Annotated in this window: 17 protein-coding genes; 8 read left to right on the forward strand and 9 right to left on the reverse strand. The window is 70.2% G+C overall.

All coding sequences use genetic code 11. The annotated features are described in order from the left end of the window. Window positions 1-152: 152 nt before the first annotated feature. The 3 genes from cydD to IGS69_RS17055 are packed head-to-tail and all read right to left on the reverse strand — an operon-like array spanning window position 153 to window position 6,187. The gene (cydD, locus tag IGS69_RS17045) at window positions 153-3,641 is read right to left on the reverse strand and encodes a thiol reductant ABC exporter subunit CydD (RefSeq protein WP_190900712.1); all 3,489 of its coding nucleotides are present in this window, start codon (window positions 3,639-3,641) and stop codon (window positions 153-155) included. 12 nt (window positions 3,642-3,653) lie between these two features. Then, window positions 3,654-4,658 (reverse strand): cytochrome d ubiquinol oxidase subunit II, encoded by a 1,005-nt coding sequence (gene cydB / locus IGS69_RS17050; protein ID WP_190900715.1) that lies wholly within the window; start codon window positions 4,656-4,658, stop codon window positions 3,654-3,656. Between the two features lie 20 nt (window positions 4,659-4,678). Further along, on the reverse strand, window positions 4,679-6,187 hold the full coding sequence (locus IGS69_RS17055) for a cytochrome ubiquinol oxidase subunit I (protein WP_190900717.1): 1,509 nt from the start codon (window positions 6,185-6,187) through the stop codon (window positions 4,679-4,681). A gap of 149 nt (window positions 6,188-6,336) precedes the next feature. On the opposite strand from IGS69_RS17055, the gene IGS69_RS17060 reads away from it, so the two are divergent. Continuing rightward, window positions 6,337-6,729 carry a cyclophilin-like fold protein gene (locus IGS69_RS17060; RefSeq protein ID WP_190900718.1) on the forward strand — a complete coding sequence of 131 codons (393 nt, stop codon included), beginning with the start codon at window positions 6,337-6,339 and terminating at the stop codon, window positions 6,727-6,729. An 87-nt stretch (window positions 6,730-6,816) separates the two neighbouring features. Here the strand turns inward: IGS69_RS17060 and hisC are convergent, their stop codons facing one another. Then, entirely contained in the window at window positions 6,817-7,896 is a 1,080-nt protein-coding gene (gene hisC / locus IGS69_RS17065; protein WP_190900720.1) for a histidinol-phosphate transaminase, read from the reverse strand. A 431-nt stretch (window positions 7,897-8,327) separates the two neighbouring features. Between hisC and IGS69_RS17070 the strand changes: the two genes are divergently transcribed. The 3 genes from IGS69_RS17070 (at window position 8,328) to IGS69_RS17080 (ending at window position 11,860) form a co-directional block, all read left to right on the forward strand. Further along, window positions 8,328-9,440, forward strand: coding sequence for a LacI family DNA-binding transcriptional regulator (locus IGS69_RS17070; protein WP_190900722.1), 1,113 nt, complete (start codon window positions 8,328-8,330; stop codon window positions 9,438-9,440). Window positions 9,441-9,718: 278 nt separating this feature from the next. After that, window positions 9,719-10,810 (forward strand): metallophosphoesterase, encoded by a 1,092-nt coding sequence (locus IGS69_RS17075; protein ID WP_269783175.1) that lies wholly within the window; start codon window positions 9,719-9,721, stop codon window positions 10,808-10,810. Between the two features lie 183 nt (window positions 10,811-10,993). Beyond that, window positions 10,994-11,860 carry a hypothetical protein gene (locus IGS69_RS17080; RefSeq protein ID WP_190900726.1) on the forward strand — a complete coding sequence of 289 codons (867 nt, stop codon included), beginning with the start codon at window positions 10,994-10,996 and terminating at the stop codon, window positions 11,858-11,860. Window positions 11,861-12,058: 198 nt separating this feature from the next. On the opposite strand, the gene thiC is transcribed toward IGS69_RS17080, so the two are convergent. Further along, window positions 12,059-13,843, reverse strand: a complete 1,785-nt coding sequence (gene thiC / locus IGS69_RS17085; protein WP_232543549.1) for a phosphomethylpyrimidine synthase ThiC — start codon at window positions 13,841-13,843, stop codon at window positions 12,059-12,061. A 254-nt stretch (window positions 13,844-14,097) separates the two neighbouring features. Between thiC and IGS69_RS17090 the strand changes: the two genes are divergently transcribed. Continuing rightward, entirely contained in the window at window positions 14,098-15,807 is a 1,710-nt protein-coding gene (locus IGS69_RS17090; protein ID WP_190900728.1) for a YibE/F family protein, read from the forward strand. A 151-nt stretch (window positions 15,808-15,958) separates the two neighbouring features. Here IGS69_RS17090 and IGS69_RS17095 read toward each other — a convergent pair whose 3' ends face one another. The 4 genes from IGS69_RS17095 to IGS69_RS17110 form a co-directional block, all read right to left on the reverse strand. Next, on the reverse strand, window positions 15,959-16,393 hold the full coding sequence (locus IGS69_RS17095) for an SsgA family sporulation/cell division regulator (protein WP_030849994.1): 435 nt from the start codon (window positions 16,391-16,393) through the stop codon (window positions 15,959-15,961). Between the two features lie 98 nt (window positions 16,394-16,491). Continuing rightward, window positions 16,492-17,217 (reverse strand): IclR family transcriptional regulator, encoded by a 726-nt coding sequence (locus tag IGS69_RS17100; RefSeq protein WP_332836557.1) that lies wholly within the window; start codon window positions 17,215-17,217, stop codon window positions 16,492-16,494. A 329-nt stretch (window positions 17,218-17,546) separates the two neighbouring features. Beyond that, window positions 17,547-17,759, reverse strand: coding sequence for a DUF5326 family protein (locus IGS69_RS17105; RefSeq protein WP_030189024.1), 213 nt, complete (start codon window positions 17,757-17,759; stop codon window positions 17,547-17,549). A gap of 164 nt (window positions 17,760-17,923) precedes the next feature. Beyond that, window positions 17,924-18,241, reverse strand: a complete 318-nt coding sequence (locus tag IGS69_RS17110; RefSeq protein ID WP_190900730.1) for a cupin domain-containing protein — start codon at window positions 18,239-18,241, stop codon at window positions 17,924-17,926. 60 nt (window positions 18,242-18,301) lie between these two features. Between IGS69_RS17110 and IGS69_RS17115 the strand changes: the two genes are divergently transcribed. Genes IGS69_RS17115 through IGS69_RS17125 form a run of 3 tightly spaced genes read left to right on the forward strand, consistent with a single transcriptional unit; the run spans window position 18,302 to window position 20,571 of the window. After that, window positions 18,302-18,679, forward strand: coding sequence for a phage holin family protein (locus IGS69_RS17115; protein ID WP_190900732.1), 378 nt, complete (start codon window positions 18,302-18,304; stop codon window positions 18,677-18,679). Between the two features lie 6 nt (window positions 18,680-18,685). Beyond that, on the forward strand, window positions 18,686-19,180 hold the full coding sequence (locus IGS69_RS17120) for a low molecular weight protein-tyrosine-phosphatase (protein ID WP_190900733.1): 495 nt from the start codon (window positions 18,686-18,688) through the stop codon (window positions 19,178-19,180). Next, window positions 19,177-20,571: a cystathionine gamma-lyase gene (locus IGS69_RS17125; RefSeq protein WP_232543550.1), complete on the forward strand. Its 1,395-nt coding sequence runs from the start codon at window positions 19,177-19,179 to the stop codon at window positions 20,569-20,571. The genes IGS69_RS17120 and IGS69_RS17125 overlap by 4 nt, the downstream gene beginning before the upstream one ends. The last annotated feature ends 116 nt before the right edge of the window (window positions 20,572-20,687 follow it).

The following is a 20,687-nucleotide window of genomic DNA, read 5'->3' on the forward strand; positions in this document are numbered from 1 at the left end:
TAGAGGGCGCGCGGTCGTCAGGCGCCGGGGCGGAGAGCGCCGACGTCGCGCACAGGGGTCGGGGGCGGCCACGCCACGCACCGGGGCCTAGGGCCTACCGCGCCACACGCCGAGGCCGAGGGCGCCGACGTCAGGGTGCCGAGGCCAAGGGCCTACCGCGCCCCCACCAGCGCCTCCGCCGCCGACTCCCGCTCCGCCATCCCCCGCAGCGGTCCGTCCGCCGCCAGCAGCTCGGCGTACGGTCCGCGCTGCACCACCCGTCCCTCGTCCAGCACGATCACCTCGTCGACCGCTTCGAGGCCCGCCAGCCGGTGCGTGATGAGCAGCGTCGTCCGGCCCGTGGTGGCGGCCAGCAGATCTGCGGTGAGCGCGTCGGCGGTCGGCAGGTCGAGGTGCTCGGCGGGCTCGTCCAGCACCAGGACGGGGAAGTCGGCGAGCAGCGCCCGGGCCAGCGCCAGCCGCTGCCGCTGCCCTCCCGACAGCCGCGCCCCGTGCTCGCCGACGAGCGTGTCGAGCCCGTCGGGCAGGCTGTCGGCCCAGTCCAGCAGCCGGGCGCGTTCGAGCGCGGCGCGCAGGTGTTCTTCGCCGGCGTCCTTCCGGGCGAGCAGCAGGTTCTCGCGCAGCGAGCTGTCGAAGAGGTGCGCGTCCTGCGCACAGAGCCCGACGAGGCGCCGCACGTCGTCACCGCGCAGCCCGTACGCGTCCACGCCCGCGAGCGTGTACGAGCCCCCCTGGGCATCCAGGAAGCGCAGCAGCACCTGCGCCAGCGTGGTCTTGCCGGAACCGGAAGGGCCGACCACGGCGATCCGGCGGCCCTCCTCGAGGGTCAGGTCGAGCCCGGCGAGCGCGTCCCGGTCCTGCCCGGCGTGCCGGGCGGTCAGCCCCGTGAGGACAAGCGGGAACGGCGACGCGGGCGCCTGCTGGGGCCGCTCCGGCTCCCGCACGGGCTCCGGGGCGTCCAGCACGTCGTAGACCCGCTCCGCGCTCCGGCGCACGCGCTGCCGGTACTGCACGGCGAGCGGCAGCCCGAGCACCGCCTCGAAGGCGGCGAGCGGGGTGAGGACGACGACGGCCATGGTCACGCCGTCGAGCCGTCCGGCGGCGACCGCCTGCGCGCCGACCAGGGCGGCGGCCGTGACGGTCAGTCCGGAGATCAGCGCGGTGAGGCCGTCGCCCAGGGCCGTGGCGGTGGCGGCGCGCGAGGCGATCCGGGTGAGTACCCCGTCCGCCTCGCGCGTCCGGGCGGTCCGCGCGGGCAGCGCGCCGGCGACGGTCAGTTCCGCGGTGCCGGTGAGGAGATCGGCCACCCGCGTCGCGAGCACGCCACGGGCGGGCGCCAGCCTGTGTTCGGCACGCCGGGCCACCGCGCCGGTGATCAGCGGCACGCCGGCCCCCGCCGCCAGGAGCCCGGCCGCGAGCACCGCCCCGGCCTCGGGCAGCAGCCATGCCGTGAAGCCGACCGACGCGGCCGACACGGCGACGGCCGCCCCGGCGGGCAGCAGCCACCGCAGCCAGTAGTCCTGCAGCGCGTCCACGTCCGCGACCAGCCTGGAGAGCAGATCACCCCGGCGGACCCGGCGCAGCCCGGCCGGCGCCAGCCGCTCCAGCCTGCGGAACACCGCGACCCGGGTGTCCGCCAGCATCCGCAGCACGGCGTCGTGCGACACCAGCCGCTCGGCGTACCGGAAGACGGCGCGCCCGATCCCGAACGCCCGCGTCGCGGTGACGGCCATCATCAGATACAGCACGGGCGGGTGCTGTGAGGCCCGCGAGATCAGCCACCCGGACGTGGCCATGAGCCCCACGGCGCTCCCCAGGGCGAGGCTCCCGAGCAGCAGCGCGAGTCCCAGACGCCCGCGCCGGGCACCGGACATGGCGCGGACGCGTGCGAGGACATCGCCTGAAGCCGCCTCGTCGACAGGCTCGTCCGGGACGCGCACCTGGACCTCATGGGACCGCGTTCCAGCCCCCCGGGCCACGGCCGGTGCCGCAGACAGGGCAGCGGCGGTCTCGGGCTCCTCCAGCCGCACCACCCGGTCCGCAATCTCCAGCAGCGCCGGGCGGTGCACCACCAGCAGGACCGTCCGTCCGGCCGCGAGGCGCCGTACCGCGGTCACGACCTCGGCCTCGGTGGCCCCGTCCAGCGCCGCTGTGGGCTCGTCGAGCAGCAGCACGGGCCGGTCCGCGAGGAACGCCCTGGCCAGCGCGAGCCGCTGCCGCTGCCCGGCGGACAGGCCTGCGCCGTCCTCGCCGAGCGCGGTGTCCACGCCCTCGGGCAGCGCGTCGACGAAGTCCAGTGCCCCGGCGTCCCGCAGCGCCCGCCGTACCGAGTGGTCGTCTGCGCCGGGCCGCGCCAGGCGTACGTTCTCGGCGATCGTGCCGGCGTACAGATGCGGGCGCTGCGGCACCCACGCGATCCGGGAGTGCCACTGCTGAAGGTCGGCGTCGGCGAGGTCGACGTCCCCGACCCGCACCCGCCCCGCGGCCGGTCGCACGAACCCCAGCAGGACGCTCAGCAGCGTCGACTTGCCGGCGCCGCTCGGCCCCACCAGCGCGACCGTCTCCCCGGGCTCGACATCGAAAGACACGTTCGAGACGGCGTCCGCCGACCGCCCCGGGTACCGGACGGTCACGTCCTCGAACGACAGCGCACCCTCCGGTACGGCCGCGGAGCCGGACGCCGGGACGGGCGTCTGAAGAACCTCGAAGACCTCCTCGGCGGCGGCGAGCCCCTCCGCCGCCGCGTGGTACTGCGCCCCGACCTGACGCAACGGCAGATACGCCTCGGGCGCGAGGACCAGGATGACGAGGCCGGTGTACAGGTCCATCTCGCCGTGCACCAGCCGCATGCCGATCGTCACGGCGACCAGCGCCACCGAGATCGTCGCGAGCAGTTCCAGGGCGAAGGAGGAGATGAAGGCGATCCGCAGCGTCCGCATGGTCGCCTGCCGGTATGCGCCGGTGATGCGTCGGATGGACTCGGCCTGCGCCTTGGCCCGCCCGAAGACCTTCAGCGTGGGCAGCCCGGCGACGACGTCCAGGAAGTGCCCGGACAGCCGCGACAGCAACCGCCACTGACGGTCCATCCGGGACTGGGTCGCCCAGCCGATCAGCACCATGAAGACCGGGATGAGCGGCAGGGTGCCCACGATGATGGCGGCGGAGACCCAGTCCTCGGTGACGATCCGCGCCAGGACCGCCACCGGCACGACCACCGCGAGACCCAACTGCGGCAGATACCGCGAGAAGTAGTCGTCGAGGGCGTCGACTCCCCGGGTGGCCAGGGCGACCAGCGAACCGGTCCGCTGTCCGCTCAGCCAGCCCGGCCCCAGCTCGGCGGAACGCTCCAGCAGCCGCCCCCGCAGCTCGGACTTCACGGCTGCGCCGGCCCGGTGCGCGGCGAGCTCGGTGAGCCAGCCCACCAGCGCCCGTCCGACCGCGACGGCGGCCAACAGCAGCAGGGGAGTGCCGAGGTCGGACACCGCCATGCGGTGCTGGAACGCACCGACCACCACCTCGGCGATGAGCATCGCCTGGGCGATGACCAGCCCCGCCCCTACGGCCCCGAGGGCCACGACCGCCACCAGGAAGACCCGGGTGGCACGGGCGTACCGGAGCAGACGCGGATCGATTGGTTTCACGTGAAACACACCTCAGTGCACGGTCTCGGCGATGTGCTGCGTGCCGATCCGCTTGCGGAACACCCAGTACGTCCAGCCCTGGTAGAGCAGGACGACCGGGGTGGCGATCCCGGCACACCAGGTCATGATCTTCAGCGTGTACGGGCTGGACGAGGCGTTGGTGACCGTCAGGCTCCAGTCCGGGTTCAGCGTCGACGGCATGACGTTCGGGAAGAGCGTCAGGAAGAGCATCGCCACCGCGGCCACGATGGTGAGTCCCGACAGGGCGAACGCCCAGCCCTCACGCCCGGCCCGGGCCGCGACCAGGGCCACGAGGAGCGATACCACGGCCACGACCATCGCCACGAGCGACACACCGTCGCCCCGGTCGGACTGCGTCCACAGCAGGAAGGTGAGCGCCAGCAGGGCGGTCACCAGCCCGACGCGCAGCGCCAGCTTCCGCGCCCGCTCCCGGATCTCCCCGACGGTCTTGAGCCCGACGAACACCGTCCCGTGGAAGGTGAACAGCGACAGCGTGACCAGACCGCCCAGCAGCGCGTACGGGTTGAGCAGGTCCAGGACGCCGCCGGCGTAGTTGAAGTCCTGGTCGATCTTCACGCCCCGCACGATGTTGGCGAAGGCCACACCCCACAGGAACGCGGGCAGCAGCGAGGCCCAGAAGATCGCCGTCTCCCAGTTGCGCTGCCACTTCTCCTCGGGCCGCTTGACCCGGTACTCGAAGGCCACACCCCGGACGATCAGACAGACCAGGATGAGCAGCAGGGGCAGGTAGAACCCGGAGAAGAGCGTCGCGTACCACTCGGGGAAGGCGGCGAAGGTCGCGCCGCCCGCCGAGAGCAGCCACACCTCGTTGCCGTCCCAGACGGGGCCGATGGTGTTGATCAGCACCCGCTTCTCGGGCCGGTTGCGGGCGAGCAGCTTCGTGAGCACACCGACTCCGAAGTCGAAGCCCTCCAGGAAGAAGTAGCCGGTCCACAGGACGGCGATCAGGACGAACCAGATGTCGTGCAGTTCCATGACTGTGCAGCTCCCTCGGCCTAGTACGAGAAGGCCATCGGCTTGTCGGCGTCACGGGAGTCGCCGCCGATCTTCGTGGGCGGGTTGAGGTCGGCCTCGGTGAGCTCCGGCGGGCCCGCCTTGACGTACTTGACCAGCAGCTTGACCTCGATCACGGCGAGAATTGCGTACAGCGTGGTGAAGACGACCATCGACGTGATGACCTCGGCCGTGGAGACACCGGGGGAGACCGCGTCACGTGTCTGGAAGAGGCCGTAGACGACCCACGGCTGGCGGCCCATCTCGGTGAAGATCCAGCCCCAGGAGCTGGCGATCAGCGGGAAGCCCAGGGTGAGGATCGCGATGCGCCAGTACCACTTGGTGAGGGTCGGCCCGAGCGCCTTCTTGGGCAGCAGCACCAGATGCGGCACCTCGTCGTCGCCCACCCTCAGGTGCCGCGGCAGCATGAACTTCTTGCGGGTCAGCCACAGTCCGGCCAGGCCGATGGCGAACGACGTCATACCGAAGCCGATCATCCACCGGAAGCCCCAGTAGGCCACGGGGATGTTGGGCCGGTAGTCACCGGGCCCGTACTTCTCCTGCTCGGCCTTGTTGACGTCGTTGATGCCGGGCACGTACGAGGTGAAGTCGTCCTTCGCGAGGAAGGACAGCAGGCCGGGGATCTCGATGGCGACCTTGTTGTGGCCCTTGTCGACGTCGCCGACGGCGAAGACCGAGAAGGGGGCCGGCTTCTCGCCGTCCCACAGCGCCTCGGCCGCGGCCATCTTCATCGGCTGCTGCTGGTACATGATCTTGCCGAGCACGTCGCCACTGATCGCGGTGAGGAGGCCGCCGATGACGACGGTGACGAGGCCCAGCCGCAGCGAGGTCTTCATCACGGGGACGTGCTTCTTGCGGACCAGGTGGAAGGCGGCGATGCCGACCATGAAGGCGCCGCCGGTCAGGAAGGCCGCGGTGAGCGTGTGGAAGACCTGGGCGAGCGCGGTGTTCTGGGTGAGCACCAGCCAGAAGTCGGTGAGCTCGGCCCGGCCCTTCGCCTCGTTGATCTTGTAGCCCACCGGGTGCTGCATCCAGGAGTTGGCCGCGAGGATGAAGTAGGCCGACAGGATCGTGCCGATCGAGACCATCCATATACAGGCCAGATGGATCTTCTTCGGCAGCTTGTCCCAGCCGAAGATCCACAGACCGATGAAGGTCGACTCGAAGAAGAACGCGATCAGGGCCTCGAAGGCCAGCGGCGCACCGAAGACGTCACCCACGAAGCGCGAGTAGTCCGACCAGTTCATGCCGAACTGGAACTCCTGCACGATGCCGGTGACCACGCCCATCGCGATGTTGATCAGGAAGAGCTTGCCCCAGAACTTCGTCGCCCGGAGGTACTTCTCCTTCTCCGTCCGCACCCAGGCCGTCTGCAGACCAGCCGTCAGCGCGGCCAGCGAGATCGTCAGGGGGACGAACAGAAAGTGGTAGACGGTGGTGATGCCGAACTGCCATCGCGCCAGGGTCTCCGGCGCCAGAGCCAGGTCCACGTCGCCGCTCCTTACCTACGCTTGTGAAAGCGTTCACATTCACAAGCCATTATGCAGCACGCACTTTCGAGCCCTGGAGGGGGTCCCCTGTCTCCCCCGTCACAACCGACCTCTTGGCCCCAACTTCAACATATTGTTGAATCGACGGCATGCAGGCACCGACATCGGTACAGATACGGATCTCCTGGCCCGCGGGCCATCTCGACGCATGGCTCGACGACACCCCGACTAGTCAGGCCCTGATCAAGGCACTGCCCCTCGTCTCCACCGCACGCACCTGGGGCGAGGAGGTGTACTTCGACACGGGGGTGTCGGTTTCACGTGAAACAGGCTCCCGGGAGGTCGTCGAGCCGGGCACCGTCGCCTTCTGGACCGACGGCGACGCCCTCGCCCTCCCCTACGGACCCACGCCGATCTCCCGGGGCGACGAGTGCCGCCTCGCCGGCCCGTGCAATGTCCTGGGCCGCCTCGACGGCGACCCGGGCCTGCTCGCCACCGTGCGGGACGGCGACCCCGTACGCGTGGAACTCCTGGACGCCTGACCTGGCCCGCAAGGCCCTACGGCTGTTTGCGGAGCGTCACCGCACCCGCACCCCGCCTCTCGCAGAGCCCCACCGCTCCACTGAGGACTACAGCTCCCTGCGGAACCCTTCCGACACCTTCAGGAAGATGTCGTTCGCCTCGGCCTCCCCGACCGTCACCCGCACACCCTCGCCCGGGAACGGCCGAACCACCACACCCGCCTGCTCGCACGCCTGCGCGAACGCGACCGTGCGCTCCCCCAGCCGCAGCCACACGAAGTTGGCCTGGGTATCGGGCACCGTCCACCCCTGTGAGCGCAGTCCCTCGACCACGCGGATGCGCTCGCACACCAGGGAGCCGACCCGGCCGAACAGTTCGTCCTCGGCCCGCAGTGAGGCGATCGCCGCCTCCTGCGCGAGCTGGCTCACGCCGAACGGCACCGCCGTCTTGCGCAGCGCCGCGGCCACCGGCTCGTGGGCGATGGCGAAACCGACGCGCAGGCCCGCGAGGCCGTACGCCTTGGAGAACGTCCGCAGAACGCAGACGTTGGGCCGCTCGCGGTAGATCTCACGGCCGTCCGGCACCTCGAGGTCGCGGATGAATTCGCGGTAGGCCTCGTCGAGGACCACCAGCACATCGCTCGGCACCCGGTCGAGGAAGCGCTCCAGCTCCGCCCGCCGCACCACCGTGCCGGTCGGGTTGTTGGGGTTGCAGACGAAGATCAGGCGCGTGCGGTCGGTGATCGCGTCAGCCATCGCGTCGAGGTCGTGCACCTCCCCGGCCGTCAGCGGCACCTGGACCGACGTCGCGCCGCTGATCTGCGTGATGATCGGGTACGCCTCGAAGGACCGCCAGGCGTACATGACCTCGTCGCCGGGGCCCGCGGTGGCCTGGATCAGCTGCTGGGCGACACCGACCGAACCGGTGCCGGTGGCTAGGTGAGAGAGGGGGACTCCGAACCGTTCGGACAGCTCGCTCATCAGCCCGGTGCAGGCCATGTCCGGGTAGCGGTTGAAGGTGTCGGCCGCCGCCGTCACGCTCTCCATCACGCCCGGCAGCGGCGGATACGGGTTCTCGTTGGAGGACAGCTTGTAGGCCACCGGACCACCTGCCGCGGCGGGCTTGCCCGGCTTGTAGGTGGGAATCCCCTCCAGCTCGGCGCGCAGCTTGGGGCTCGTCTCGCTCACCGCAGTCCTCCTCGTGAAGACCGGCGGCCCATGACCGCCGCCGACATCCAATACTGCTCACCCTATGAGGATTCAGCGCCGCTGCGTATAGCCACGACCGAGCGACCGGCCCCCGTCTCGTCGGTCCCACCGGCATCAGGGGCATCACCACACCAAGGCGTACGAATCCGGGGGCGCGCTGCACATATATCTATGCGCCGGTGGTGCACGCCGTGGCGCGCATCCCCCGTGCAGGTGAGTTGAGACCTCTTCGCAACATCGACCCCTTGGCAGGCCCGCACGCGCCGACAAGACACGTACTGGCATGAGAGCGCTCAACGCCCTTGGTTTCCCAAGCAATTGGGGTCAAATGATCATGCAAAAACGTGCCTGTCAACGCGTGCATATGCGTCCGCACTACCCCACCGCATGAGCCCTACTATCGGCTCGCCATGACAGCAGCAGGGAAGCACCAGGTGAGCCGCGCGGAAACCTCACGGCGAGGCAGCCGGCCGGGTCGGGCCGGCATCAGAGACGTGGCCGCCGCCGCCGGAGTCTCCATCACGACCGTCTCCGACGCCCTCAACGGCAAGGGCCGGCTCCCGGACGCCACCCGGCGCCATGTCCGGGAAGTCGCCGACCGGCTGGGCTACCGGCCCTCGGCCGCGGCCCGGACCCTCCGTACCGGCAAGTCGGGACTCATCGGCCTGACCGTGACCACGTACGGGGATGAACCTTTCACCTTCACGGAGTTCGCGTACTTCGCCGAGATGGCGCGGGCCGCCACCTCCGCCGCGCTCGCCCGCGGCTACGCCCTCGTCATCCTGCCCGCGACGTCGCGCCACGACGTGTGGTCGAACGTCGCCCTGGACGGCACGGTCGTCATCGACCCCTCCGACCAGGACCCGGTCGTCAGCGAACTCGTCCGGCAAGGGCTGCCGGTCGTCTCCGACGGCCGCCCGGCCGGTGCGCTGCCGGTCACGGCCTGGGTCGACAACGACCACGAGGCCGCCGTCCTCGGCATCCTCGACCACCTGGCCGACGCCGGCGCCCGCCGCATCGGCCTGCTGACCGGCACGAGCACCGACACGTACACCCACCTGTCGACCACCGCGTACCTGCGCTGGTGCGAGCGTGTCGGCCAGGATCCGGTGTACGAGGCCTACCCGGCGCACGATCCGTGCGCGGGCGCCGTCGCCGCCGACCGGCTCCTCGCCCGGCCCGACCGGCCCGACGCGGTCTACGGCCTGTTCGACCCGAACGGCACCGACCTGCTCGCCGCCGCCCGCCGCTACGGCCTGCGCGTCCCCGAGGACCTGCTGCTGGTCTGCTGCAGCGAGTCCACGGTGTACGCCAACACCGAGCCGCCCATCACCACGCTCTCCCTGAAGCCGCGCCGCATCGGCACGGCGGTGGTCCAGCTCCTCATCGACGCCATCGAGGGAGTGGACTCCGACCACCCGGTGGAGCAGGTGATACCGACGGAGCTGATCGTGCGCACCTCGTCCCAGCGACGCCCGCCGCGCACGACGGTCAGCCCGCCGCGTTCACCCGAGGGGACGTAAGCCCCGCACCCGGGTCGATGGAAGGTCGTACTCCTGGGGAGAAACAGGGCCGGTCCCCCGGAGAGAAAGGATCGTTCTCGCGAAGAGAAGAAGAGCGAGGACGGTCACACGGTGGTCAAAGCCCGGCCCAAACGGGGCGAAAGCCGCGGTGAACTGGACTCTTGCTCTGATTCACCACCCCTGGGTCATCACATGGCGCGATCCGCATTCCTATGATGGGCCCACGACACCCGCGGGCCGCTACGACCAGGCAGTCCGATGCGGTGCAATGCGGCGCGATGGTGGAGGGGTCGATGACTCAGGGGGCCGGTCAGGGACCCGAGGTGGAGCGCACGGCGACGTTGCGCGACTTCCGGGTGCCCGCGTACGTCCACGAGGCCGGTCCGCACGTCCACAGCGTCCACCCCGGCGAGGTCGCCCCGCCGCCCGAGGAGACCTACCCCGAGGGATACACGCCGACTCAGCGCGACCTTCCCGTCGTCAACCGGGGTGACACTGTCCAGGTGACCGTGGACCCCGAGACCGCCACCGCCCCGCAGGCCTCCACCGGGCAGGGCCCGCTGTACGTCGTGGGTGACGTGCACGGCTACCTCGACCAGCTGGTGTCGGCCCTCCAGGAAAAGGGCCTGCTCGACGCCGCCGGCAACTGGTGCGCGGGCACCGCCCGGCTGTGGTTCCTCGGCGACTTCACCGACCGCGGCCCGGACGGCATCGGTGTCATCGACCTGGTGATGCGGCTGTCCGCCGAGGCCGCCGCGGCCGGCGGCTACTGCAAGGCGCTCATGGGCAACCACGAGCTGCTGTTGCTGGGCGCGAAGCGGTTCGGCGACACCCCCGTCAACTCCGGCGCGGGCACCGCCACCTTCCAGGCGGCCTGGCTGCTCAACGGCGGCCAGAAGACCGACATGGACCGCCTCCAGGACCACCACCTGCAGTGGATGTCCCGCCTGGACGCCGTCGAGGAGGTCGACGGCCACCTGCTCGTCCACTCCGACACCACCGCCTACCTCGACTACGGCCGCTCCATCGAAGAGGTCAACGACACCGTCCGCGAGACGATCACCCGCAACGACGCGGACGAGGTCTGGGACCTGTTCCGCAAGTTCACCAAGCGGTTCTCCTTCCGCGACGAGGGCGGCGCCGACGCCGTGCGCTCCCTGCTCGATACGTACGGCGGCACCCGCATCGTTCACGGGCACAGCCCGATTCCGTATCTGCTGGGCGAGGTCGGCTCCGAGGACGACGAGGACAACCGCGACCCCGTGATCGAGGGGCCGCACGTCTACGCCGACGGACTCGCCATCGCCATGGACGGCGGCGTGACCATGGCCGGAAAGCTGCTGGTCCAGCAACTGCCGCTGGGTACGTGACCGTTCACCGGGCAGGCGCTCCCGATCGGAGGACCCGGCCGGTGAGGGGCCAATTTCGGTAAACCCCCTGTCACCGCATACCGTCGCCGCTCTACCATCGGCTTATCCGTAGCAGGCTCCCCTCCGTTTCTGCCCGACGGCTCGTCAGCATGCCGAGCCCCAAGCCCTACGGAGCATCGGGGGATGCACATGAACAGCGTTCCGCAGCACCTGCTGAGCGAGGACCGCCAGGAATACGAGCGGATCCTTGATGAGGCGCTGCGCTCCGCACCACACCGTCCGGAACTGGCCGCTGTAGGACAGCGCCTCAACTCCGAACAGCTGCGCACCATGGCGCTGAACGCCACCGCACTCATCACGGCGGCCGCGTCGGCCGAATACCAGCACTACGTCAAGGTCCGCGACGAACTGCGTCAACCGGCGTCGGCCGGCTCACCGACCCTGCGTGCATCCGGTTCCTCCGAGCCGGGTACGGACGCGTCGGGGCTCGCCGCGACCATGGGAGGGGTCGCCGAGACCGCCGGCGCGGGCGCCGTCGCCGTCGTCGCCGTGCTCGCACCCGTCCTGGCCGGAACCGCCGCGGCGATCTTCCTGCTCGTCGGCTACATCCTGCGGATGCTCGACCCCGAGCAGGGGTTCGCCCGGACCATGCTCACCACGGGCTGGGTGTTCGGCGCCGTGACCGCGGTCGCGATCCTCGTCGCCGCCGTGGGACTGCTGCTCACCGCCCTGCGCAACAAGCCCACGGCCGACGGCGGGTCGTACGGCGAACTGCGGGGCGAGGTGGCCCAGGCCAAGGAGGCCTGGCACGAGGCCCTGCTGGAACGCGGCATCCTGCCCTTCCTGCGGGATGCTCTCGTCGACCCCGGCGCGGCCGCCGCGCTGCACCACACGCCGTCGTCGACGCCGGTCAGCCGCATGCCTCACCTCGGCTACGGCCGCCCGGGGTTCACCAGCCCGGACGACGGCGACCGCGGCTCGCGCCCCAGCTTCAGCAGTCCGGACTACAGCAGCCCGGACTTCGGCGGGCCGGAGCACCAGCCGGAGTAGCCCCGTCGAGCCCATCCGAGCGGGCGGACCGAATGGGCGCATCCGCATGGGCGGACCGAATGGGCGCATCCGCATGGGCGCATCCGCGTGGGTGCGTCCGCGTGGGCAAACCCGGTCGGGCGTACCCGTGGGCGGACCCACAGGCCGGGGGACCAACGGCCCCCGGGCCTGTGCGCGGCCGGGTCATTCCGCGAGGGGTCAGTCCGCGATGGGCAGGTAGACGCGGTTGCCGCTCGCCGCGAACTCCTTCGACTTCAGGGCCATGCCCTCCTCGATCTCGTTCCGGGTGCCGCCGTGTTCACGGCGGATGTCCTGCGAGATCTTCATGCTGCAGAACTTGGGACCGCACATCGAGCAGAAGTGAGCCGTCTTGGCCGGCTCGGCGGGCAGGGTCTCGTCGTGGAACTCCCGCGCCGTGTCCGGGTCGAGGGCCAGGTTGAACTGGTCCTCCCACCGGAACTCGAAACGGGCGTCGGACAGCGCGTCGTCCCACTCCTGCGCACCCGGGTGTCCCTTGGCGAGGTCGGCTGCGTGGGCGGCGATCTTGTAGGTGATGACGCCGGTCTTGACGTCGTCGCGGTTCGGCAGGCCCAGGTGCTCCTTGGGCGTGACGTAACACAGCATCGCCGTGCCCCACCAGGCGATCATCGCGGCACCGATGCCGGAGGTGATGTGGTCGTACGCCGGTGCGACGTCCGTGGTCAGCGGGCCGAGCGTATAGAACGGAGCTTCATCGCAGATCTCCTGCTGAAGGTCGATGTTCTCCTTGATCTTGTGCATCGGGACGTGGCCCGGGCCCTCGATCATGGTCTGTACGTTGAAACGCTTCGCGATCCGGTTGAGTTCCCCGAGGGTGCGCAGTTCCGCGAACTGCGCCTCGTCGTTGGCGTCCGCGATCGATCCAGGACGGAGACCGTCCCCGAGCGAGTAGGTGACGTCGTACGCGGCGAGAATCTCGCAGAGCTCCTCGAAGTTCTCGTACAGGAACGACTCCTTGTGGTGCGCGAGGCACCAGGCGGCCATGATCGAGCCGCCGCGGGAGACGATGCCGGTCTTGCGGTTCGCCGTCAGCGGCACGTACGCCAGGCGCACACCCGCGTGGACCGTCATGTAGTCCACGCCCTGCTCGGCCTGTTCGATGACCGTGTCCTTGTAGATCTCCCAGGTCAGCTCCTCCGCCCGGCCGTCGACCTTCTCCAGGGCCTGGTAGAGCGGCACGGTGCCGATGGGGACGGGGGAGTTGCGCAGCACCCACTCGCGCGTGGTGTGGATGTTGCGGCCGGTCGACAGGTCCATGACCGTGTCGGCGCCCCAGCGGGTCGCCCAGGTCATCTTCTCGACCTCCTCCTCGATGGAGGACGTCACCGCCGAATTGCCGATGTTGGCGTTGACCTTCACCAGGAACCGCTTGCCGATGATCATCGGCTCGATCTCCGGGTGGTTGACGTTGGCCGGCAGCACGGCCCGGCCCGCGGCGATCTCGTCCCGCACGACCTCCGGCGCCACGCTCTCCCGGATGGCGACGTACTCCATCTCGGGCGTGATCTCGCCGCGGCGGGCGTACGCGAGTTGTGTGACCGCCTGCCCGGTCCTGCCGCGGCGCGGCTGGCGAGGGCGGCCGGGGAAGACCGCGTCCAGGTTGCGCAGGCCGCCCCGGGGCGAGGTGTGCTTGATGCCGTCGTCCTCGGGGCGCACGGGACGGCCCGCGTACTCCTCGGTGTCGCCGCGAGCGATGATCCAGTTCTCGCGCAGTGGCGACAGGCCCCTGCGGACGTCGGTGTCGACGAGCAGATCGGTGTACGGGCCCGACGTGTCGTACAGCGTGACCGACTGGCCGTTGGTGAGGTGCACCTGACGGACCGGCACGCGCAGGTCGGGGCGGGTGCCCTCGACATACGCCTTGTGCCAGCCGATGGACTTCCCGGCCTCCTCGGACTTCTCGTCCTGAACGGAGGCAGGCGTGCGTGCGTCCTTGCTGGTCATGAGACCTACTCCCTACGCCGGCATTACCCGGTAACAGGTTCGGCGGTCGACGCAGCGATTTCCGTCCGGCGACGTTTCGTGTGAAACATCACTCGAGTCCGGCGATGTTTCATGTGAAACATCGCTGGGACGGAGGTCAGCGCCCTCTCAGCCCGGTGCTCCGAGCTCCCGCGTGTACAAAAGGTGCCTCCACGCTAGCGGCAATTCTGGCGCGGTGAACAGAGGGCCCCCCTCGTTCTTGCGATGATCGGGCGGTGACCACGACGCAGCGTCCCTCCTACCCACCGCCCGAGCCGCCCCGCGGATCCGGCGCCGGAAACGGCAACGGCCGTGGTGCCGGCCATGATTTCGCCACCCCGGCCGGGCCTGGGCCGACCAGAGGGCAGAGTCCCGGGCTCAGGTACGGGCGTGACGCGGGTTTCGGTCCCGGCTCCGGCCCCGGTGGTGAGTCCGGGCAGGGCTCCGGCGGAGGCCAGGGTGCCGGTCCTTCCGGTGGCCACGGTGGCCCCGGCGGCCCCGCCGGTGGGCAGGGCCCCGGCCCGGGCCCCGGTGACGGACACGACTCAGGACCCCGTGGCGGTGGCGGGCACGGACACGGCGGAAGCGACGGACACGGACACGGCGGGGGCGACGGACACGGTCACGGGTCCGGCTCCTCCCCGGGTGGCGGGCACGGGCACTCCCACAGCCACGGTCCGGCCACGCCCGTCTCCCGGCATCTGCGCAAGGTCATCGCGGCGATCCTGATCCCGTTCGCCGCGGCGGTGCTGGTCGGTCTCGCCGTGCTGTGGCCGGGCGGCGCTCCGTCGCACGAGCGCACCGGCGTCGGCTTCGACCGGCAGACTCAGGACGCCACGGTCACCAAGGTGGTCGAGGTGAGCTGCAGGGAGGCCGGCGCTTCGGGCGTCCCGCCGACCGGTGACACTTCCACCGCCGAGGGTTCCTCGGCGGTGCAGCAGGAGAAGGGCACCTGCAAGCGGGCGACGATCCGGGTCGACAGCGGCGACGACAAGGGCCGCACGTTCACCGAGATCGTCCAGCCCGACCAGTCCCGCCAGCTGCACGAGGGCCAGGAGGTCGTGGTCGCCTACGAGCCCTCGGCGCCGAAGGACCTGCAGTACTCGGTCACCGACATCAACCGCAGTGTGCCCATGGGGCTGCTGGCCGGCATCTTCGCGATCGCCGTCGTGGTCGTCGGACGGCTGCGGGGTGTCATGGCATTGGTCGCGCTGGCCATCAGCTTCATGGTGCTGAACTTCTTCATCCTGCCCGCGATCCTGCAGGGCTCGAACCCGCTGGTCGTCGCCGTGGTGGGCGCCAGCGCCATCATGCTCATCGCCCTGTACCTGTGCCACGGCCTGTCCGCCCGGACGTCGGTGGCCGTGCTGGGCACCCTGATCTCGCTGCTGTTGATCGGCATCCTCGGCTCGGTGTTCATCGGCTGGGCGGCCCTGACCGGCAACACCGACGACAACACCGGCCTGATCCACGGCCTCTACCCGACGATCGACATGAGCGGTCTGCTGCTCGCCGGCGTCATCATCGGCTCCCTGGGCGTGCTCGACGATGTGACGGTCACACAGACCTCGGCGGTCTGGGAGCTGCACGAGGCCAACCCCTCGATGGGCTGGCGCGGGCTCTACCGTGCGGGCATCCGGATCGGCCGCGACCACATCGCCTCGGTCGTCAACACGCTCGTCCTCGCCTACGCGGGTGCCGCGCTGCCGCTCCTGCTGCTGTTCTCGATCGCGCAGAGCAGCGTGGGGACGGTCGCCAACAGCGAACTGGTCGCGGAGGAGATCGTGCGCACGCTGATCGGTTCGATCGGCCTGGTCGCCTCGGTGCCGGTCACCACAGCCCTGGCGGCGCTGGTGGTCTCCGCCGACCGCCCCGGCACGGAGCCGGCCGTGGAAGCCTCTGCCGTCCCCGCGCGCGGGGGCAGGGGCCGACGCCGCAAGCGCTGACGCCCCCTGGGCCGACGGCGGCGCCTCGTCCTTCGCCGCCCGACCCGCATGAGGATCGCCCGGTCATACGAAGATCGCAGGAAGAAGCGTTCCTGCACAGCTCGGCGGCATCCGGTGAAGCGTTACTCCACCGTGCCGCCGGGGTCATGTCTCAACCAGCGCCCTGCTCGGCGAGGATGCGGTCCAGCGCCTCGTCGAGGTGTGCGTCGAAGTCGGCGAGCGAGCCCTCCTGTCCCAGCGGCACCAGCTTGTCCGTACGGTCGAGGAAAGCGACGAGCGGCGCCGTCGACGAACGGAACAACGCCTGGTCACTGCCCACCTGAAGCCGGATCAACACCTCGCCGAGCGCGTCGGGATCGACGGGCGTGACCCGCACATCGCCCTCCCCGCACGGCCGGCCCACACCGTCGATCAGCAACTCCCGCCCAAAAGCCCACGTAACCGGGGCATCACCGGGCAAATGGAACGTCAGCCGGACGGCATAGGGATCACTGGACTCATAGCGCAGCTCCACGGGAATGCGGAAGGAGAGCTCCTCGGACACGAGAAAGCTCATCATGACCTCTGCTTGTACGGACTCGCGCATCGATAACCCCGTCATTCGCCGTGACTGGCCGGGAACGAACCTCTGACACTTGGTGGAATCTTGCTGAACGTACACAGCAGATCACAAGGAGTGAGTTTTCACATACTGATACAGAGCGCGAGTGAGCCGAGCAGTGCCCCGATCTCGGCCTGCAACTCCCGGGCCGCGGGCAGCAACCGATCGGCCTGGTGTGCGGGGAGTGAGATGGCCATCGTCGCTGCCGTGGTGCCGAACGTGAGCGGAATCGCGGCGCAGACCGTGCCCAGGGCGTACTCCTGACGCTCGGTCACCGGTTCCATGCGCCGGATCCGCTCCATGCGCCGGAGCAGGCTGTGGTTGTCGCGCACGGTGTACGGCGTGAGGGGCTGCACCGGGTAGCGGTCGAGGTGGTCTCGGCGGGCTTCCTCGTCCAGCTGGGACAGCAGGCACTGGCCGATGGCGTGCGCGTGCCCGGTCTCCCGGAAGTCGGCCCACTCCTCGACCGCCGGGGTGCCAGGACTGTCGGAGACGCACATGACCTCGATCTCACCCTCGCGGTAGACCGCGTAGTACACGGGCACGCCCAGGACGTCCCGCCAGTGGGCGAGCGCGTCGACGACCGTGCTGCGACGTTTCTGCCTCGCTCCGCTGCTGCTCAGCCGCTCGGCGGCCGCACCGAGGAAGAACAGGCCCTTGTCCCGGCGCAGATAGCCCTCGTGCACGAGCGTGCGCAGCAGGTGGTAGGTCGTGGGCAGTGCCAGCCCGGTCTCGCGGGCCAGTTGCTTGGCGGGGGCGCCGTACTCGTGCCCGGCGACGGTCTCCAGCAGGCGCATAGCGCGCTGCACGGATCCGATGAGGGTCGGTGGAGGTGGTGGTGCGGAGGGGGGCGGTGGCCCTGAGGGCGCCGCCGAGCGAGGTTGTGCGGGGACGGTGCGGAGGTGGACGGAGGCGGTGTCAGCCGGGACCAAGGGGCTCTCCCGAAGCGCGAGGGGGCAGACCGTGCGGAGGAACACGGGTGGGGGTGAATGCCGCTCGCGGGGAAGTCCCCGCGTCGAGTTCCGGACTCTATTCGCCTGCCACCGCGTGCAGACGGCCCCGCCGGGAAACTTCCCTCGCCCGAGGGAACCGGTGATTCCAGGCGTTTCCCGCTACCCCCACCGGTTTCCCACGCGCCTCACCAGTCGCTGCGCGACGAGGAACTCGACGTGAACTTCCGTACGACGTAGATCAGTCCGCCGACCAGTGCCACGAAGACCAGCAGCTTGAAGAGCAGTCCGATGACGAACCCGACCACACTGGCGATCAGCCCGCCGAACACGACCAGGGCGATGACCGGCACCGCGATCCACTTCACCCACCACGGCAGCCCCGTGAAGATCTCTCGCATCGCCCTCGTCCTTACCTCTCCGCCCGCTCGAGTGCCGGGTCCTGTCGGTCCTTCTGGATCTCTGATGTCCTGCACTCGATGCTAGGTCCAGGAAGGTTCGAACGGGCGCCTCGCATCCCTTGTCCTCCCCTGACCGAACCCCTAGGGAACCCTGAGGCGGTCCGTCACCTCTCGGAGGGAGAGAAGACCACCAGCACCCTCAGATCCTCGGTGATGTGGTGGAACTTGTGGGCGACGCCCGCCGGCACGTAGACGATGCTGCCGCGCGCCACCTGGGTCGTCTCCAGACCGACGGTGATCGCCGCCCGGCCGCTCACGATGAAGTAGACCTCGTCCTGATGGTGCGGCTTCTGTGGATCCTGCTCGCCCGCGTCAAGGGCGTACAAGCCGACCGACATGTTCTGCTCCCGCAGAAACTGCAGGTAGGCGCCCTCGTTGGCGGCGCGCTCCGCCTCCAGTTCATCCAGCCGGAATGCCTTCATCGTCTTGTCCGCCCCTGCCTTTTGTGCCCGCGTCCGATCAGGTCTGCCACGATCAGACACATGAAGAATTTCGTAGTCAAGACGATCGCCAACGCGGGCGCCCTGGCGGTCGCCGTCTGGCTGCTCGACAAGATCACCCTGACCGGTGACAGCACGGTCAAGGAAGTCGGCACCCTGATCATTGTGGCGCTGCTCTTCGGCCTGGTGAACTTCCTGGTCAAGCCGCTCGTCAAACTCCTCAGCCTGCCGCTGCTGATATTGACGCTCGGTCTGTTCACGCTGGTCGTCAACGCGCTGATGCTGCTGCTCACCTCGTGGCTGGCGGACACGCTCGATCTGAGCTTCCACGTGGAGGGTTTCTGGACGGCCGTCGTGGGTGGTCTGATCATCTCGGTCGTCTCCTGGGCGCTGCACGTCGTGCTGCCCGACGGGGACTGAGCGGACATGACATACCGGGTCTGCTTCGTCTGCACGGGCAACATCTGCCGTTCCCCGATGGCCGAGATCGTCTTCCGCGCGCGGGTGGCGGAGGCGGGTCTCGACGAGCTGGTGGAGGTCGACAGCGCCGGCACGGGCGGATGGCACGAGGGCGACGGAGCCGACCCGCGTACGGTGGCCGTCCTCGAGGACAACGGCTACGCCGGGGGCCACACGGCCCGGCAGTTCCGGTCGTCCTGGTTCTCCCGCCTCGACCTGGTGATCGCCCTCGACTCCGGCCATCTCGGGGCCCTGCGCGGGCTCGCGCCCACGGAGGAGGACGCGGAGAAGGTGCGGCTGCTGCGCTCGTACGACCCCGCCGCCGGCGACGATGACCTCGACGTACCGGACCCCTACTACGGGGGCATGGACGGCTTCGAGGAGTGTCTTGAGATGGTGGAGGCGGCGAGCGCCGGTCTGCTCGCCGCAGTGCGCAAGAATCTGGAGGGACAGGCGGCATGAGCGATTCCGCGACGGGTGACGCGGCCGGGACGACGGGCGACCCGGCCAGGGCGGCCGACGACGCGGGCCGGGCGAAGGATGCCGCGAGCCAGGTGACGCGTGCGGCGGACCGGGCGACGGGTGCCGTCGACGAGGTGACGGTCGCCGTGGACGACGTCACGGATGCCGTGGACAAGGCGACGAACGCCGCCGACGAGGTGACGGGTGCCACCGACCAGGGGACGAGTGCCGCAGCCAAGGTGACGGGCGCCGTGGGCCAGTCGGCCGCGGGCGCCGGGGACGGCACGCGGGCGGTGCGGGCCGGGCTGCCCGAGCCGGTCAAGCACGAGCCGACGCTGCCCGGCCCCGTGTTCGCCGCCCACTTCCACCTGCCGGGCGACCCGACCGGCCCCTACACGTACGGCCGCGACGAGAACCCGACCTGGACGCTGCTGGAACGCGCCATCGGCGAACTGGAAGCGCCCCGCGAGGACGGCGCCGAGACGCTCGTCTTCGCCTCCGGCATGGCCGCGATCTCGGCGGTGCTCTTCTCCCTGCTGCGCACCGGCGACGTGTGCGTCCTGCCCGACGACGGTTACCAGGCGCTGCCGCTGGTCCGCGCACAGCTGGAGGCGTACGGCATCGAGGTGCGCACCGCGCCGACGGGCGGTGACGCCCAGCTGGACGTCCTCGACGGCGCACGGCTGCTGTGGATCGAGACCCCGTCGAACCCCGGGCTCGACGTGTGCGACATCAGGCGGCTCGCCGAGGCGGCACACGCGCGTGGTGCCCTGGTGGCCGTCGACAACACCCTTGCGACACCGCTCGGCCAGCGTCCGCTGGAGCTCGGCGCCGACTTCGCGGTGGCCAGCGGCACCAAGCAGCTGACCGGCCACGGTGACGTCCTCCTGGGCTATGTCGTCGGCCGGAACGCCGAGGCGATGGCCGCCGTGCGCCGCTGGCGCAAGATCGTCGGTGCGATTCCCGGGCCCATGGAGGCCTGGCTCGCGCACCGCTCGATCGCAACACTTCAGATGCGGGTCGACCGGCAGAGCGCGACAGCCCTGGCGGTCGCCGAGGCGCTGCGCGAGCGGCCCGAGGTGACGGGGCTGCGCTACCCGGGGCTTCCCGACGACCCCTCGCACGAGATCGCCAGGCGCCAGATGCGGCGCTTCGGGTGTGTGGTGTCGTTCACGCTGCCCACGCGCGAGCGTGCCGACCGCTTCCTCGACGCGCTGCGGCTCGTGGACGACGCGACGAGCTTCGGCGGGGTGCGGTCCACCGCCGAACGGCGTGGACGCTGGGGCGGGGACGCGGTGCCGGAGGGCTTCGTCCGCCTGTCGGTCGGCGCCGAGGATCCGGAGGACCTGGTGGTGGATGTGCTGCGTGCGCTGGACGCGTCGGCCGCCTGACCATCGTCACGGACGGTCCGAGCCTCCCCCCTCGTGGCTCGGACCGTCCCCCGGTTCCGCGCGCAAGAACCGCGCGACCAAGGCTAGTTGACTCTCTGTCAGTGTCCAATCACCGT

Source organism: Streptomyces tuirus, assembly GCF_014701095.1.
GTDB lineage: Bacteria > Actinomycetota > Actinomycetes > Streptomycetales > Streptomycetaceae > Streptomyces > Streptomyces tuirus.

What these genes read in the sequence shown, in the direction of transcription:
- cydB (WP_190900715.1), bottom strand. Translation starts at nt 4,658, where the DNA reads ATGGAACTGCACGACATCTGGTTCGTCCTGATCGCCGTCCTGTGGACC.
- IGS69_RS17060 (WP_190900718.1), top strand. Translation starts at nt 6,337, where the DNA reads ATGCAGGCACCGACATCGGTACAGATACGGATCTCCTGGCCCGCGGGC.
- IGS69_RS17070 (WP_190900722.1), top strand. Translation starts at nt 8,328, where the DNA reads ATGACAGCAGCAGGGAAGCACCAGGTGAGCCGCGCGGAAACCTCACGG.
- IGS69_RS17075 (WP_269783175.1), top strand. Translation starts at nt 9,719, where the DNA reads ATGGTGGAGGGGTCGATGACTCAGGGGGCCGGTCAGGGACCCGAGGTG.
- IGS69_RS17080 (WP_190900726.1), top strand. Translation starts at nt 10,994, where the DNA reads ATGCACATGAACAGCGTTCCGCAGCACCTGCTGAGCGAGGACCGCCAG.
- thiC (WP_232543549.1), bottom strand. Translation starts at nt 13,843, where the DNA reads ATGACCAGCAAGGACGCACGCACGCCTGCCTCCGTTCAGGACGAGAAG.
- IGS69_RS17095 (WP_030849994.1), bottom strand. Translation starts at nt 16,393, where the DNA reads ATGCGCGAGTCCGTACAAGCAGAGGTCATGATGAGCTTTCTCGTGTCC.
- IGS69_RS17105 (WP_030189024.1), bottom strand. Translation starts at nt 17,759, where the DNA reads ATGCGAGAGATCTTCACGGGGCTGCCGTGGTGGGTGAAGTGGATCGCG.
- IGS69_RS17110 (WP_190900730.1), bottom strand. Translation starts at nt 18,241, where the DNA reads ATGAAGGCATTCCGGCTGGATGAACTGGAGGCGGAGCGCGCCGCCAAC.
- IGS69_RS17115 (WP_190900732.1), top strand. Translation starts at nt 18,302, where the DNA reads ATGAAGAATTTCGTAGTCAAGACGATCGCCAACGCGGGCGCCCTGGCG.
- IGS69_RS17120 (WP_190900733.1), top strand. Translation starts at nt 18,686, where the DNA reads ATGACATACCGGGTCTGCTTCGTCTGCACGGGCAACATCTGCCGTTCC.
- IGS69_RS17125 (WP_232543550.1), top strand. Translation starts at nt 19,177, where the DNA reads ATGAGCGATTCCGCGACGGGTGACGCGGCCGGGACGACGGGCGACCCG.